Below are 15,339 nucleotides of genomic sequence, written 5' to 3'. Positions count from 1 at the left end.
GGGTCACGACCGTAGGGTCCGCACGCCGCCCGTGTCCGGGAACCCGCCCTTGCGCAGGCTCGTCACCAGCTCGCGCGGCAGACCGTGGGTGTCGTGGAGGTAGTGGAAGTCCTCCTCTCCCAGCGGGCCGCGGAAACGGGGCCGGGCGAGCACGTTCCTGCCGCGCTCCAGAAGCCGCCGGAACCGGCGCTCCTCGTCCACCAGCAGGCGCCGCACCAGACCGGACAGGCCGGGGTCGCCGTCCTGCCGGAAGTGGTCCAGGGTGTGGGTGACCAACTCCTCCGGCAGGTCCCCGAGCCCCCGCGAGGGATCGTCCCGCCACAGCACGGTGAGCAGCCGCCGCACCAGGCGGCGCAGCACGTAGCCCTGACCGGTGTTGGACGGGCGGACCCCGTCGCCGACGACCACCACGGCCGACCGGAGGTGGTCGCAGACCACCCGGAACGACGGCTCGTCCAGCGGCCACAGCACCGGCAGCAGCCGCCGCCACGGTTCGAAGAGGTCGCACTCGAACACCGACGACTTGCCCTGCAGGAGCGTGGCGAGGCGCTCCAGGCCCAGACCGGTGTCGACGTTGCGCTGCGGCAGCGGTACGAGGCGGCCGTCGTCCAGCCGCCGGTGGCGCATCATCACGTGGTTCCACACCTCCACCCAGCGGTCGTCGCCGGTGGGCGTGGACCGGGGCGGCGTCCCGCCGCTCCACAGGAAGATCTCCGAGTCGGGTCCGCACGGGCCGACCGGCCCGTTGGACCACCAGTTGTCGTCGACCGTCGGCTCCACGGGCACCCCGCGCTCCTGCCACAGCCGCCGGGACTCGGTGTCCGGCCCGACCTGCTCGTCACCCCCGAACACGGTGGCGTGCAGCAGGCCCGGGTCGACCCCGAGGCCCTCGGTGAGCAGCCGATGGGCCCAGTCGAGGCTGCGCGAGCCCTCGTAGTCGCCCAGCGACCAGGTGCCGAGCATCTCGAAGACCGTCAGATGGGTGCCGTCACCGACCTCGTCCAGGTCCGTGGTGCGCAGACAGCGCTGCACGTTCACCAGCCGCCGGCCCAGCGGATGGGGGCGGCCCTCCAGGTACGGGGTGAGCGGATGCATGCCGGCGCTGGTGAACAGCACGGGGTCGCCCGGCTCGGGCAGCAGGGTCGAGCCGTTGATCCGGCGATGGCCGCGTTCCTCGTAGTACTCGACGAACGTGCGGACGATCCGTTCGGTGTCCATGGGGTGTCTCCTTCGCTTCGGGGCGGGGCAGACACCGGAGAACGGCAACGCTGCGGTCCTCGCACCGAGGCGAAGGTGGCGGAGCGCCACGTGAACCACCGACGAGCCGTTTCCGGTCGCCGGTGGAAGAGGGGGAAGGTCAGACGGCGGCAACCGGCGAGCTGGTCGCTCGCGCGGTCGCGAAGATGCTGGTGCCGATGACGTTCATGCCCCCGAAGATAACGCGCCGGGCGCCCGGAAGCACGTGGATATTCCCGCAACCGCGGCATCCCGTCCGGGAGTCCCTACCTTGGTAGGAGCAACGCGGGCAGACGGACACGGGGGAGCAGCATGGCCGACTTCCATCCCTTCAGCACACGCGAGCACCTTGCCCGGACGCTGCTCACCTCGCTGTGGGCGCTGATCCCCGTCCTGACCCTCGGGCTCGGGGCGCTGCCGCTGATGATCCACGCGACGGTGCGCACCAGGAGCCGGGCGCAGGCGCTGGCCACCGTGCCCTACGGTGTGTCCGCCGCGCTGTTCGTCACCTTCGACCCGGACGTGTCCGCCGCCTACGAGACCGTCTTCGGTGCCGCGATGTTCTTCAACATCCTCGTCGGGACCGGGCACGCGTTCGCGATCCGGTCCCGGGTGTGGCGGAGCCCCGACGCCGCGCTGGTGCGCCCGCTCCAGGACCGGCAGCGGGCCCTGCTCGCCGCGCACCGCGACGAGCGGGCCGCGCGGGAGACCGCGCGGGCCATCGTCGACACCGACCCGCGCCAGGCGCTCGAACTGCGCATCGGCCGCGTCGACCTGGCCGACCGCCCGTTCCCCGACGGGGGTCTGGTCGACGTCAACAACGTGCCCGCCGACGTCCTGGCCCGCCGTCTGAGCCTGTCCGGCGAACGGGCCGCACAGGTCGTGCGCACCCGGGCGGCGACCGGTGGCTTCGCCTCCGTCGACGACCTGTCGGTCACCATGGACCTGCCGCCCCGGCACCTCGACGCCGTGGCCGACCGGTTGGTGTTCCTGCCGCCCCAGGAAGAGCCGGACCCGGACAGACCCTAGGAGGCACGCGGTCCTCCGCCGCGTCCCCACCCTCCGCGGGACTACGCACGGCCCGCCCACACGGCCGGGGTCCGGCCGGACCACGGCTGGGCCTGTTCGAGCTGTCCGGCGAGGCGGAAGAGGAGGTCCTCGCGGCCGTAACCGGCGGCGAACTGCATGCCGACCGGGAGCCCCGTGCCGCTGTCGGCGGTCACCGGCACGGACATGGCGGGGGTCCCCGCCACGTTGAACGCCATGGTGAACGGCGAGCGGTCGTTGAGCCGGTCGATCCAGCCGAGGCCGTCGAGCGCCTCCTCGCCCTCGCCGTAGGTGCCCAGCAGCGGGGGCAGCTGAGGCAGGGTGGGGGTGAGCAGCACGTCATGGGCGGCGAAGTACCCGGCGAGGCTGCGGGCGACGCGGTTGCGGATCGTGAGGGCGGCGACGAACTCCGGCCCGCTGACCCGCTGTCCGTAGCGATGGGCGGCCAGCGTCGCCGGTTCGAGGGACGAGGAGTCGACGGGCCGGCCGAGGGCGGCGGCCAGGTCGTCGACCGAGGCCGCGAGGTTCGCGGTCGACAGGCGGGCGTTGGCCAGCACGAACTCCTCCCAGTCGGCGCCGAGGCCGACCGTGACCTCCTCCGTGCGGTGACCGAGGGATTCGAGCAGCCGCACGGTCCGCTCCAGGGCGTCGGCCACCGGTGCGGCGGTGCGGCGTCCACCCCACGCCCGGGCCAGGACCCCGATGCGCAACGAGCCCGGCGGGCGGGTGACTTCCTCCGCGTAGGGACGGGACGGCTGCTCGGCGAAGTAGGGGTCGCCCGGTTCCGGACCGCGTATCAGGTCGAGCAGCGCCGCGCTGTCCCGTACGGTGCGGCTGACGCTGCCCTGGACGGCCAGGCCGTTGAAGCCCTCGTCCAGTGCGGGTCCCATGGAGACCCGGCCGCGCGTGGGCTTCAGCCCGAAGAGACCGTTGTACGCGGCGGGGATGCGCAGCGAGCCCGCGGCGTCGGTGGCGTGGGCGAGCGGGACCGCCCCGGCCGCCACGGCCGCGCCCGAGCCGCCGCTGGACCCGCCGGCGCTCCGCCGGGGGTCCCACGGGTTGCGGGTCGGGCCGTACAGCACCGGCTCCGTGGTGATGCTGTAGGCCAGCTCAGGTGTCGCGGTCCGCCCGAGGGTCACCAGGCCCGCGCGGCGGAAGCGGCGCATCAGGAAGGAGTCGGAGCGGGCGACGTGCCCGGCCGCGATACGGCTGCCCAGCTCGGTGCGCCGGCCCGCCATCGCGATGCCGAAGTCCTTGATCAGGAAGGGCGCGCCGGCCAGCGGGGTGCCGCCGGGGACCGGGTGGTCGTCGGCGGGCCAGGTCTCCACCACGGCGTTGATCCGTGGATCGACCCGGCGCACGGCCTCGCGGGCGGCGGCCTCCACCTCGGCGGCGGTCACCTCGCCCTTGGCCATCAGCTCCGCCAGCCCGACGGCGTCGTGGCGCACGTACTCGGACACTTTCACTGCACTCTCCCTGCTCTCCCCGGAGGACGGATCGCTGTCGATACCCGGGAGCGTCGATACCTATGAGTCCCGCACGATACCGAGCGGTATCGAGTGGGACGGACTGGTACCGTAGCAGGGAGCGCGCAGCAGCGAGTACAGGGCTCATCGACCGGACACCACGGAGCACGCATGACATCGACCGCCGCCAGGCCGGGCAGAGTGGCGAAGCTGCCGCCCCGTGAGCGCATCCTCGACGCGGCCGAGGAGCTGTTCCAGAGCGAGGGCATCCGGCGCGTGGGCGTCCAGGCCATCGCCGAGAAGGCCGAGACCACCAAGATGGCGATCTACCGGCACTTCGAGACCAAGGACGCGCTGGTCGCCGAATGGCTGCGGATCCTGACCGCCGAGTACCGGGCCGCCTTCGACCGTGTCGAGGCCGAACACCCCGGCCGGCCCCGGGAGCAGATCATGGGCCTGGCCCGCTTCATCGCCGACGGCCTGCCGGCGCTGTCGTACCGGGGCTGCCCCTTCGTCAACTCCCTGGCCGAACTGCCCGACCGCTCCCACCCCGCGCGCCGGGTGATCGAGGAGCACAAGGCCGACCAGACCCGCAGGCTGGTCGGCATGTGCACCGAGGCCGGGCTGCCCGACCCGGAACAGGTCGCGGCCCAGATCACCTTCCTGCTCGAAGGCGCGCAGGTCAGTACCCAGAACGGCAGCATCGACCGGGCGGGGGAGCGGTTGCTGCGCGTCGTCGAGGCGGTCTTGGCGCAGTAGGGCGGCGGATGCGCCCGGGGTCCGTCAGCGCGGTGTGTGCCCGGCGCCGCCGCCGCGGTGGGGCACGGTGGCCCAGGAGGGCAGCCAGGTGTCCTCGGGCAGCGGGGGCAGGTTCGCGAAGTGGTTGACGACGGCCCGCAGTCCCGGGTGCGGATTCTCCCGGGGCAGGATGAGCGAGAGCGGATAGGCGAGCGTCGGCCCCGCGACCGGGATCCGGCGCAGGTCGTGACCGGCCGGCCAGACGTACCGGTCGCGCGACCCCACGAGGGTGGCCACGTCGTCGGAGTCGGCGAGGATGTCGAGGAGCACCTCGTTGCCGAAGTTGGGGCCCGCGGCGTCCACCCGGAGGTCGAACGCGCAGGTGAGTTGGGCGTAGAAATCCGCCCATTCGCTCCCGGGCGCGATCCCGGGCACCCAGATACGGTGTCCGCGCAGCCGGGCGGGTGTCACGGTGCGCGCGGAGGCGAGCGGATGCCGCGGGCCGACGACGAGTTCCAGCGGGGAGTGGAACGCGTGGATCATCCGCAGCTCGTGCGGCAGGTCGGCCGGGTCGGTCACCGAGCGGAAGGAGGCGTCGACGTCGCCCGCCCGCACGGCGGCCACCGCCAGCCGCGGATCGTCCACCTTGAGCGTCACCACGTCGAGCGGGGTCTCGGGATGTGAGCGCCAGTAGTCGTGCAGGATCACGGCCTGCGCGCTCCGCAGGCCGAGGACGTCGATCCGCAGTGCCCGCGAGCCGGGTCGGATCGCGTCGACGGCGCGGTCGGCGTGCGCGACGACACTCCGCGCGTGCGACAGGAAGGCCTGCCCGTCGAGGGTCAGCTCGACCCCCCGGGCAGTACGGGTGAACAACCGGACGCCGAGCATGCGCTCCAGGGCCGCGATCCGCTTCGAGACGGCCTGCTGCGTCACCCCCAGCTCGTCGGCCGCGTGCCGCAGCTGCCCCAGCTCGGCCGCGCGGACGAACGAGCGCACCGCCTCGGTATCCATGGCAGCGAGCATAAGGCGTCGCCCAACCGACGGTTGTGGCTCACCCCGCGCGCCGCACCCGCTGCTCCAGACCTTCGAGGATGAGGGCCAGCCCGGCCTCGAAGGACGACTCGTGGTCCACCGGCGGTACGTCCGGCGGCAGGTCCGGCGGTGCGGCGGCCGTACGGTCCCCGCCGTCGCCGGGGCCGGCGTCCGCCTGCTCCTCCAGGACGCTGCCGACCGTGAAGCGCCCCGCGGCCAGCATCGCCGTCCGCGCGTGCTTGGCGGGTACGCCCGCCGCAATCAGGAACGCCATCTTGTGGGCGATCCGGTCGAGGTCCGTCCCCCCGGGGTGGCTCCCGGCATGGAGGCGTGCCCCGTCGCGGCGCAGCAGCAGGGTGCGCCGGAAGCTGCGCGTGTTCTCCAGGAACCAGTCGCGCCAGTCGTCGGCGGACGTCGGCAGGGGAGCCGTCGCATGCGGTGCCATCGCGGCCTCGCTCATGGCGCTGAGCAGCTCCTTCTTGTTCCGGAAGTGGTAGTAGAGCGACGGCTGCTCGACGCCCAGACGCCTGGCCAGCTGTCTCGTGCTGACGGCGTCCAGGCCTACCTCGTCCAGCAGGTCGAGCGCCTCGGTGAGGACGGTCTCGCGGTTCATCTTGGCCACATTGACAATCTATCGCCGATAGGTGACGCTGCAAAGCGAACGTACCTATCACCGATAGAAAAGGGAGTGCGGCATGACCCACCACTCAGCGGCGCCGGGCAGCGGCCGCCTGAAGGTCCTCATCTGCGGCGGTGGCATCGCCGGCCAGGCGCTGGCCTACTGGCTCGCCCGGGGCGGCCACCGGGTGACCGTCGCCGAACGCTTCCCCGCACTGCGCGCCACCGGCGCACAGGTGGACCTGCGGGGACAGGGCATCGACGCCGTCGAGCGCATGGGGCTCCTGGACGCCGTCAGGAGCAGGCTGGTCGACGAGGCGGGGGTCGCCCTCGTGGACGGCCGGGGCAGGAAACGCGCGACGATCATGGCCAACACCTCCGGCCGGGGCCGTCAGACCCTGACCTCCGAGTACGAGATCATGCGCGGCGACCTGGTGCGCCTCCTGCACGACGCGACCCGGCAGGACGTGGACCACGTGTTCGGCACGAGCGTGGAGCGCTTCGAGCAGGACGCGACACGCGTCGTCGCCCACTTCTCCGACGGCTCGTCCGAGGACTTCGACCTGCTCGTCGGCGCGGACGGGCAGGGCTCGCGCATCCGCCGGGCCGTCCTGCCGCCCGGCGCCCCCGACCCGTACTGGCGGGTCGGGATCCACATGGCCTACTGGTTCGTCCCGCGCATCGCGTCGGACAGCAACATCCGGGACACCTACAACGCGCCCGGCGGCCGCATGATCATGCGCAGGAGCCACAACCCGGACGAGACCCAGGTCTACTTCGTGCTGCGGGAGCGGTCCGCGGAAGCCTCGGCCGTCCACCGGGAACCGGTCGAACGCCAGAAGCAGTTCTGGACCGACAGGTTCCGCGACGCGGGATGGCAGACCGCGCGGTTCCTCGACGGCATGCGGGACACCGAGAGCTTCTACTCCCAGGAGGTCGTGCAGGTGCGCACGGACACCTGGTCCCGGGGCCGCGTGGTGCTGGTCGGCGACGCGGCGCACTGCGCCTCCCCCTACAGCGGCATGGGAACCTCCGGAGGCCTGGTCGGCGCCTACGTCCTGGCCGGTGAACTCAACCGGCACGGCCATGACCTGCCCACCGCCCTGGCGAACTACGACACCGTGCTGCGGCCGTTCGTGGACCGGATCCAGGCCGAGGTGAAACCGCGCCTCCTGCGGCTGGCCATGCCCAGGAGCCGGCGGGCCGTCGACGTCCTGCACGCGGTCGCGGCACTCGCCTGCCGCCTGCACGTCCCCGAACTCGTCGCGCGCCATGCCAAGGAGGACCGCGGGGGCGACTGGCGGCTCCCGGACGTCCCGGTGAGCTCCGGCCGCGACGTGCCATAACCTCGTGCGTGGAAAGGCCGGTTGCCATGTGTCCACACCGAGGAGGCGGCGGTGCTCAAAAGGGGCGGCTCGCGATGGCTCGTAGGCGCCGTGGCGCTTGGCTGCTTGGCGCTGATGGGTCCCAGTGCCCCCGGCGGCGCCCTGTCGGGCAGGTCACTGCCCGTCGAAGCCGTCAAGGACGTCGTACCGAACCGGGTCATGACGTGGAACCTGTGCAATCCGTGCGACGCGAGCAACCTCGACCGGGCCGCGGAGATAGCCGCCTACGCGCCGCAGGTCATCGGCATGCAGGAGGCCTGCGCGCGTGACGTCGACCGGATCCGGGACTATCTGGAGGCCTTCCACGGGCTGGTCTACCACGTCGCCCACGGATCGGTCCTGCAGAACTGGGGCCGCTGCGGGGGCGCGCCGTGGAATCCCGGGGGATTCGGCCAGGCCATCCTGTCGGCGGCCCCCATCACGGACCGGGTCAACGTCGAATACCCCGACGGCGGATCCGAGGACCGCGGATATCTCGCGGTCACCACCGAGGTGGGCGGGCGGTCCGTCCGGGTCTTCAACACGCACCTCGCCCAGCGGCGTCAGGAGGAGTTCCGGGAGGACCAGGTCCGCGTACTGGCCTCGCAAGTCGCCCGGCACGACCGGGCCATAGCCGTCGGGGACTTCAACGCCGTGCCGGACGCGGCCGAACTCGACCCCATGTGGGCCCTGGCCACGGACACCGACCCGCGGTGTCGTCCCGCGCTCGCCGGCACCTGCGAGCCGACCACCGACTGGCAGAGCAAGTTCGACTACGTCTTCCTGCGCGGCATCGCCCCCGTCGAGCACCGGGTGGTGCACACCACGCACTCGGACCACGACATGCTCTACACCGACCTGGACGTGACCTGACCCGTCCCGGCCCGCGGTCACTGGATGCGGTGGCTCTTCCAGAAGGGGCCGAGGTCGGCGGCGGTCATGGACTGGGCGGCCCGTTTGAAGTCCTCCGTGGTGGAGACGCCGTACCAGTGGTCCCGGGCGTAGCGCTTGAGCAGCCGCGCCATGGTGTCGGCGCCCAGGGCGCGTTCCAGGTCGGCCAGGGCGCAGGGCCCGGCCGTGTAGACCAGGTGGTACGCACCGGGATGCCGTGACCAGTAGTCCATGGACGCGGTCAGTACGGTGCCGTCGTCGGGCCAGTGGACGTCCGGCCAGCAGTCGCGGGTCTCCAGGCCGTAGAAGCGGAAGTTGGCGTACTGGGCGAAGCTCTCGTCCAGCCACGGCGAGGCGTACTCGTCGTTGCCGACGATGCCGTACCACCACTGGTGTGCCAGCTCGTGCACGATGGCGCTGCCCTCCTCCGTGGTGCCCAGCAGGACGAGGCCCGGGTACTCCATGCCGCCGCCGAACCCGCTGGTCATCACGAGGTCGATCTCGCCGTAGGGGTAGCGGCCGAACTCCCGGCCGAACCGGTCCACCGCGGCGACGGCTTCCGTGCGGGTGAGGCGGACGCCCGCGGCGGGGGTGCCGGGCGCCCAGTACGAGTTGACGCGCACACCCCCGGGTGTGGTCCGGTGCGCCGTGCGGAACGGCCCCGCGGCCCACGCGAAGTCCCGCACGCGCTCCGCGACGCTGAGGGTCACCGTACGGCCCGGCCCTCCCGGGCGGGTCTTGGTGCGGCCCGTCGCCGGTACCGCCAGGTCCGACGGGTGGTCGAGCCGGACCCGGAAGTCACCGGCGAGGGCGTAGAAGCTCTCGCCGACGGCCACGTACGGGTCGAGGTGCCACCCCTTCGCGTCGTGCACGGCGAGCACCGGCAGCGCGTTGCCGAGGAAGCGGAAGGCGCCCTCGCGGCCGAAGCGGGCGTTGCGGTCGGGCACCGTGACCGAGACGTCGAAGGCGACGGACGCCCGCTCCCCGTGCGCGAGGGGTTTCGGCAGGGCGATGCGCAGCACCGTGCAGTCCACGGCGGGCGGATCCGCCGTGCCACCGCGCACCCCGGACACCACCACCGGGGAGGACGCGCCCGACGCGCCGCACCCGTCCTCGCCGTTGCCCCACAGGCGCAGGTACACCTCGTGCAGCGACCGGTCGGACGCGTTGCGGAACGACACCCGCTGCCGCCCCGTCCAGTGGCTGCCGTCGGCGTCGGAACGCAGGTCCACGTCGTAACGGGCGCGGTCGGGCGTCGCCGCCGTCCCGGACCCGGCCGCCGCGACGGCATCGGCCACCAGGGCGCCGCACGCCAGGACCAGCGCGAGCAGCACCACGAACAGACGACGACCGGGCCGGTGCGGCCACGGTCCGGACGGCGACGTGCCGAGCGACGACATGGCAGCGGATACTGCCACAACTCCCCGGCCGCTGCCCCGACTCGGGCGGAGTTCGGTCCCGCCGGGGCGCCGACCTCAGTGCCGCCGCCGTGCATGCCCGCCGTGGTCACGGGTAGGACCCCCCCTGCGAACGCGTGACGCGAGGGCCCGAGGAGCGAGGAGAGCCGGACGTGATTCGAAAGCTGCAGGCGGTCGCGCTGGACTGTGCCGATCCGGTACGCCTCGCGGAGTTCTACGTGGAACTGCTCGGCGGGCGGGTGGTAGCGGATCCGGACGACGCCGACTGGGTCGAGGTGCACGGCTTCGAGGGGACCCCGTTGGCCTTCCAGCGGGCGGAGGGGTACCGGGCGCCCGAATGGCCCGGCCAGGACCGTCCGCAGCAACTCCACCTGGACTTCGACGTCGACGACCTCGAAGGCGAGGAGAAGCGGGCGCTGGCGCTCGGCGCGACCGTGCTGGAGCGGACCGACCAGCTCCGCCCCGGCGCCAACTGGCGGGTCTACGCGGACCCGGCCGGTCATCCGTTCTGCCTCTGCCTGCACTGAGCCCACCGGTCCTCCGGGGACCTGAAAACCGGTGGAGCTAGGGCACCGCAAGCCGTTAGCGTGCGGCCGAACCACGTCGTCCGGGCGAAGGACCTGCCGTTGTACACCCTGTGAGACATCCCGAGCGCTGAACCGTCGCGCGTCGCGCCTGCGCGCCGCGCTCCTTTCTGCTGCGGACTTCTCACTGGAACCGGTGTACTTCTGTGCTCATCACCTGGGTGGTCGCACCCACCCGCCTTCCCCTTGTCCGGCGCCGTTGCCACGCGTGCGCGTCCGCACGCTTCCGGGCGAGCGGCAAGTTCCGTGTCAACGCCAACCACAAGCGCATCGACGCCTGGCTCCTCGTGCTGTGCGCCGAGTGCGGTGACACCGCGAAGCTCACGCTCCTGGAACGGACGAACGTCCGCGCCGTGCGCCCCGAGCTGCTGGACCGGCTGCACGACAACGACCCCGCGCTCACCGCGGAGTTGCTCCAGGACCCGGTGGTGCTGCGCCGCAACCGCGTAGCCCTCGACTGGGACGGCGCCTGGCGCCTCGACACCGGGGGAGCGGACCGTCCGGACCGGGACGTGATCGACGTCTCGGTCCGCTTCGCGGCGCGGATCCCGGTCCGTCCGGTACGGCTGGTCGCCGAGGGCTGCGGTATCGCGCGGGCCGAGGTGGAGAGACTGGTGGAGGCCGGGAACCTGGTCGCGGCGGTCCGGCTGAGCGACAAGCTCTCCGGCGACTTCACCTTCACTCTGAAGCGCTGAGCCGCCCTGAAGCGCTGAGCCGCCCTGAGGCGCTGAGCGCACGCGCCCCGCGGCCGGCCCGGGCCGGGGCGGGACCTGTCCGGGCCGGGATCAGGGCCTGTCCGGCGGAACACGTCGGACAGGCCCCGGCCGCGCCTCCGCTCCCGCGCGGCACCCGTCAGCCCGCCTCGGCCGCCGCGGCCAGGACCCGGGCCAGCTCGGCGGGCCTGGAGACCATGGGCCAGTGACCCGAGTCGATGTCCGCGAAGTCGACGCGCCCGGCCCGGGCGAGTTCTGGAACGTCGCCCCCGTCGATCCACTTCCGGGCCTGCGCGGGCGTGAACTCGGGGCACACGACCACGACCGGAACGCCGAACCGGCGCTCGTCGGTCAGCCGCACCACCCCCCTGGCCACGGCCTCCGGCACCGCGATCGCGGCCGCCGCCAGCTCACGCCTGGCGGCCTCATCGAGATCGGCGGCATCGGCCCCCTGGAAGGGCTCCCAGCCGGGAAAGGGCCTCACGCCGTCGCGGATCTCGAAGAAGTCGGCGTACGGCCGGCCGTCCGGGGTCGGGACCCCGCCGATGAGTGCCACCTTGGCCACCCGATCCGGCCGCCGGTCGGCGGCCAGCCAGGCCAGCGCACAGGCCGCGGAGTGCCCCACCACCATGGGCTTTCCGGACGCGGCGTCCACCGCGTCCAGTACCGCCGCCACCTGGTCGTCGAGCGTGGCGCCCACCGCGCCGTCCCCCTGCCCCGGCAGGGTGAGCGGCACCGGGCGGTGGCCGAGCGACTCCAGCGCGGACGCGACGCGGTCCCAGACGGTTCCGTCCAGCCACAGGCCGCCGATGAGCACGATGTCCATGATCGGTTCCCTTTCGTTGCCTCGCCTCACCGTAGGAGGAGATCCGGACGTTCCACTGCCGGTTCGTTCCAGCCCTCGTTGCTAACCTGCTCCCGTGCCCGACGCCCCCAGCCCCACCGCGCGAGCGCTGCGCGCCCTGGAGATCCTCCGCACCCGCCCCACCACGACGGCCGGCGAACTCGCCGAACGGCTGGGCGTGACGGAGCGGGCGGCGCGCCGGTACGTCGAGATCCTCAGGGAGGCGGGCATCCCGGTGGAGTCGGCCCGGGGACCGCACGGCGGCTACCGCCTGGGACGCGGGACGAGACTGCCGCCTGTGCACTTCACGCAGACCGAGGCACTCGGCCTCGTCATGGCGGCGCTCAGCGGCCGACCCGCCGTGGCCGACGCCGGTGATCTCGTCGGCGCGGCCCTGGGCAAGGTCGTCAAGGCGCTGCCGGAGAGCGTCGGTCGGCAGGCGGCCCTGCTGCGGGAGTACGCGTCCGCCGCCCCCGACCCGTACGCGGCCCACCCGGACCCCGCCGTCACCAGCTCCCTCGTGGAAGCCGTCGCCCACCGGTGCCGCGTGCGCTTGACGTACCGCAGCGAGGCCGGCAACGCGTGGGAGGAGGAGGCGGACCCCTGGTCGCTCGTCGTCCGGCACGGGCGCTGGTACCTGCTGTGCCACTCCCACCGCGTGAACGCCCTGCGCACCTACCGGGTGGACCGGATCGGCGCGGTCCGGAGCACCGCGCAGGGCTTCGACCCGCCCGCCGGCTTCGACCCGGTGGCGTTGCTGGAGGAGAACCTGGGCACCGGCTGGCAGTACACCACCCGCGTGGTCTTCGACGCCCCGCCGGCCGAGGTCGCCCCCTGGATCCACCCGCCCATGGGCCGTCTCGAACCCCTGGGAGACGGCTGCGTCCTGGTCGGCAGCACCCGGAACCCGGACATGTACGCGCAGGAATGGCTCGCTAGGGTGCCGCTCTCCTTCCGTATCGAGGGCGGGGCGGAGCTGCGTGCCGCGGCCGCCGCGCTCGCGGCGCGCTTCACCGCCGCGGTGCCCGGTACCCGGCCGTCGGCGGGGTGAGGGCGGTTCCCGGTCCGCGCGCCGGACGGGGGCTGAACCGCTGGTTGCCGCCGGTTGAACCTTCTCGGCCCGGGCCAACTCGGGCGACGGCGGCGGAACTTCGGGACGCGGCGCACTGATCTTGTCAGGCGCAGCAAGGTCGTCGCCCCGAGGAGCCCACCCCGCATGACCAGCACCACGCCCACCGCGGCCCGTACCGTCCCGGCGGCAGGCGGGTCCGCACCGCCGCCGCACCGGCACCCCCCGAGGCTGGACATCCAAGGGCTGCGCGCGGTGGCCGTCGGGCTGGTGGTCCTCTCCCACGCCGGCGTGGCCCGGGTCGAGGGCGGCTACATCGGCGTCGACGTCTTCTTCGTGATCTCCGGCTTCCTCATCACCTCACTGCTGCTGCGTGAACTCGCCGACACCGGCCGGGTGTCGCTGCGCACCTTCTACGCCCGCCGAGCCCTTCGACTGCTGCCCGCGTCGTCCCTGGTCATCGCCGTCACGCTGGCCGGGGCATGGCTGTTCCTGTCGAAGGCGCGGCTCGCCGAGTACGCGGGCGACGCCCTCGCCGGGGCGCTGTACACGCTCAACTTCCGGCTGGCGGCGTCCGGTACCGACTACCTCGCCCAGAACAGCCCGCCGTCGCCGTTCCAGCACCTGTGGTCGCTCGCCGTGGAGGAGCAGTTCTACCTGGTGTGGCCGGTGCTCCTGCTGCTCACCTGGCGGATCGCCCGCGGCCGGCGCGGACCGGTGGCGGTGCCGCTCGCCGCCCTGTGCGCGGTCTCCTTCGCGGCGGGCGTCCTCGTCACGGACAGGTCGGCGCCCTGGGCGTACTTCGGCTCCCTCACCCGGGTCTGGGAACTGGGCGCGGGTGCGCTGCTGGCCCTGGCCGCCGCCCGGCTGCGCCGGCTGCCCGCCGCTCTCGCCGCCCCGCTGGGCTGGCTCGGCCTGGCCTGCGTCACCCTGGCGGCACTCCGGTACGACGACGAGACGCCCTTCCCCGGCCACCATGCGCTGCTGCCGGTCGCGGGCACCGTACTCGTCCTGGCCGGCGGCTGCGTGCCCACCGCGTACGGCGCGGGGCGGCTGCTGGAGCGGCGCCCGCTCGTGTGGCTCGGCGGCCTCTCCTACGGCTGGTACCTCTGGCACTGGCCCCTGCTGGTCATAGCCCCGGCGGCACTCGGCCGCGCCGACGGCACCGCCGGAGTGCCGCTCGCGCTCGCGCTGTCGGCCGTGGCGCTGGCCCTGGCCTGGCTCACCCTGCGCCTCGTGGAGAACCCCGTCCGCTTCCACCGGGCCTTCGGCGGACGCCCGCGCCGCGCCCTGGCCCTCGGGGCCGCGCTGACCGCGAGCGCCTCGGCGCTGTCCCTGACGGCGACCGCGGTGCCGCCGACGATCGAGGTGGGCGACCCCGCGCCCGCCCTGGCACGAACCCTTGCGGGCGCCCGCGACCCGGGGGCACGCCTCGCCGAACTCCTGGGGGCGTCCCCCACCGCTCTGCCGAGCAACCTCGCGCCGCCGCTGCCGCGGGTCAAGTCCGCCCGCTCCGCGCTCTACCGGGACGGCTGCCACGTCGACCGCGCCGCCACCCGCCCGCGCTCCTGCGTCTACGGCGACCGGACCTCCTCCCGTACGGTCGTCCTCTTCGGCGACTCCCACGCCGCGCAGTGGTTCCCGGCCCTGCGACGGCTCGCGGACGCACGCGGCTGGAGGCTGGTGCCGCTCACGAAGGCATCCTGCAAGGCCGCCGACGTGACCATCGTCAACCTCCACAAGCCGTACACCGCCTGCGACACCTGGCGCTCCCACGCCCTGGAGAGGATCAACGCCCTGCGCCCCGCGCTGGTGGTCGTCTCCTCCTCGGACGCGGGCGACCCGGCCCGCCCCGCCGCCGACCCGCTGCACCAGTGGACCACCGGCTTCGAGCACACCTTCCGTGCCCTGCACTCCTCTGGCGCCCGGGTCGCCGCCCTGCTCGACACCCCGTGGCCCAAGGGCGACCCGGTCGACTGCGCCGCCCGCAACTCCCTGCAACTGCGCGCCTGCGCACACCACTTGCCGGACGCGGTCCGGGACGCGACGCGCGGCCGCGCCGTCCGGGCCGCCGCCTCCACCACCGGCACCACGGTCATCGACCCCACCGACTGGGTCTGCGCCCCGCGCACCGGCGTCTGCCCCGTGGTCGTCGCCGACACCGCGGTGCACCGGGACGACAGCCACCTCTCGGAGGCGTACGCCGAGGCACTCGCCCCCGTCCTGGCACCGCCACTGGACCGCCTCACGACCACGACCTGAATCCGACAGCACCCCAGCGGTCTGGCCGGGCCACCGGGACCGGTGCGGACGCCGCCG

At 73.4% G+C, this 15,339-nt stretch carries 14 protein-coding genes; 8 read left to right on the top strand and 6 right to left on the bottom strand.

Going from position 1 to position 15,339, the window contains the following annotated elements:
• Positions 1 to 3: 3 nt before the first annotated feature.
• The gene (locus K7854_RS16120; protein ID WP_226027195.1) at positions 4 to 1,218 is read right to left on the bottom strand and encodes an alanine--tRNA ligase-related protein; all 1,215 of its coding nucleotides are present in this window, start codon (positions 1,216 to 1,218) and stop codon (positions 4 to 6) included.
• A 330-nt stretch (positions 1,219 to 1,548) separates the two neighbouring features.
• On the opposite strand from K7854_RS16120, the gene K7854_RS16115 reads away from it, so the two are divergent.
• Positions 1,549 to 2,265 carry a ComEA family DNA-binding protein gene (locus K7854_RS16115; protein ID WP_226027194.1) on the top strand — a complete coding sequence of 239 codons (717 nt, stop codon included), beginning with the start codon at positions 1,549 to 1,551 and terminating at the stop codon, positions 2,263 to 2,265.
• A gap of 41 nt (positions 2,266 to 2,306) precedes the next feature.
• Here the strand turns inward: K7854_RS16115 and K7854_RS16110 are convergent, their stop codons facing one another.
• On the bottom strand, positions 2,307 to 3,749 hold the full coding sequence (locus K7854_RS16110) for an amidase (RefSeq protein WP_226027193.1): 1,443 nt from the start codon (positions 3,747 to 3,749) through the stop codon (positions 2,307 to 2,309).
• Between the two features lie 171 nt (positions 3,750 to 3,920).
• Here K7854_RS16110 and K7854_RS16105 point away from each other — a divergent pair, with 171 nt between their 5' ends.
• Positions 3,921 to 4,508, top strand: coding sequence for a TetR/AcrR family transcriptional regulator (locus K7854_RS16105; RefSeq protein ID WP_226027192.1), 588 nt, complete (start codon positions 3,921 to 3,923; stop codon positions 4,506 to 4,508).
• Between the two features lie 24 nt (positions 4,509 to 4,532).
• On the opposite strand, the gene K7854_RS16100 is transcribed toward K7854_RS16105, so the two are convergent.
• Complete coding sequence (locus K7854_RS16100; protein ID WP_226027191.1) at positions 4,533 to 5,498, bottom strand: LysR family transcriptional regulator; 966 nt, start codon at positions 5,496 to 5,498, stop codon at positions 4,533 to 4,535.
• Between the two features lie 40 nt (positions 5,499 to 5,538).
• On the bottom strand, positions 5,539 to 6,132 hold the full coding sequence (locus K7854_RS16095; protein WP_226027295.1) for a TetR/AcrR family transcriptional regulator C-terminal domain-containing protein: 594 nt from the start codon (positions 6,130 to 6,132) through the stop codon (positions 5,539 to 5,541).
• Between the two features lie 82 nt (positions 6,133 to 6,214).
• Between K7854_RS16095 and K7854_RS16090 the strand changes: the two genes are divergently transcribed.
• Positions 6,215 to 7,483 (top strand): FAD-dependent oxidoreductase, encoded by a 1,269-nt coding sequence (locus tag K7854_RS16090; RefSeq protein ID WP_226027190.1) that lies wholly within the window; start codon positions 6,215 to 6,217, stop codon positions 7,481 to 7,483.
• A gap of 114 nt (positions 7,484 to 7,597) precedes the next feature.
• The gene (locus K7854_RS16085; protein WP_226027189.1) at positions 7,598 to 8,374 is read left to right on the top strand and encodes an endonuclease/exonuclease/phosphatase family protein; all 777 of its coding nucleotides are present in this window, start codon (positions 7,598 to 7,600) and stop codon (positions 8,372 to 8,374) included.
• Positions 8,375 to 8,391: 17 nt separating this feature from the next.
• Here K7854_RS16085 and K7854_RS16080 read toward each other — a convergent pair whose 3' ends face one another.
• Positions 8,392 to 9,792 carry a M1 family metallopeptidase gene (locus K7854_RS16080; RefSeq protein ID WP_226027188.1) on the bottom strand — a complete coding sequence of 467 codons (1,401 nt, stop codon included), beginning with the start codon at positions 9,790 to 9,792 and terminating at the stop codon, positions 8,392 to 8,394.
• A gap of 170 nt (positions 9,793 to 9,962) precedes the next feature.
• On the opposite strand from K7854_RS16080, the gene K7854_RS16075 reads away from it, so the two are divergent.
• Both K7854_RS16075 and K7854_RS16070 read left to right on the top strand, forming a co-directional pair.
• Positions 9,963 to 10,337, top strand: a complete 375-nt coding sequence (locus tag K7854_RS16075) for a VOC family protein (RefSeq protein ID WP_226027187.1) — start codon at positions 9,963 to 9,965, stop codon at positions 10,335 to 10,337.
• 203 nt (positions 10,338 to 10,540) lie between these two features.
• Entirely contained in the window at positions 10,541 to 11,089 is a 549-nt protein-coding gene (locus tag K7854_RS16070; protein WP_226027186.1) for a DUF1062 domain-containing protein, read from the top strand.
• 157 nt (positions 11,090 to 11,246) lie between these two features.
• On the opposite strand, the gene K7854_RS16065 is transcribed toward K7854_RS16070, so the two are convergent.
• Positions 11,247 to 11,933 (bottom strand): alpha/beta fold hydrolase, encoded by a 687-nt coding sequence (locus K7854_RS16065; protein ID WP_226027185.1) that lies wholly within the window; start codon positions 11,931 to 11,933, stop codon positions 11,247 to 11,249.
• 94 nt (positions 11,934 to 12,027) lie between these two features.
• Here K7854_RS16065 and K7854_RS16060 point away from each other — a divergent pair, with 94 nt between their 5' ends.
• Positions 12,028 to 13,002, top strand: coding sequence for a helix-turn-helix transcriptional regulator (locus K7854_RS16060; protein ID WP_226027184.1), 975 nt, complete (start codon positions 12,028 to 12,030; stop codon positions 13,000 to 13,002).
• 165 nt (positions 13,003 to 13,167) lie between these two features.
• The gene (locus tag K7854_RS16055; protein ID WP_226027183.1) at positions 13,168 to 15,282 is read left to right on the top strand and encodes an acyltransferase family protein; all 2,115 of its coding nucleotides are present in this window, start codon (positions 13,168 to 13,170) and stop codon (positions 15,280 to 15,282) included.
• Positions 15,283 to 15,339 lie beyond the last annotated feature (57 nt).

Origin of the sequence: Streptomyces hyderabadensis (assembly GCF_020404845.1) — a bacterium.
Taxonomy (GTDB): domain Bacteria; phylum Actinomycetota; class Actinomycetes; order Streptomycetales; family Streptomycetaceae; genus Streptomyces; species Streptomyces hyderabadensis.
This window is presented reverse-complemented; position numbering and strand designations above follow the sequence as displayed.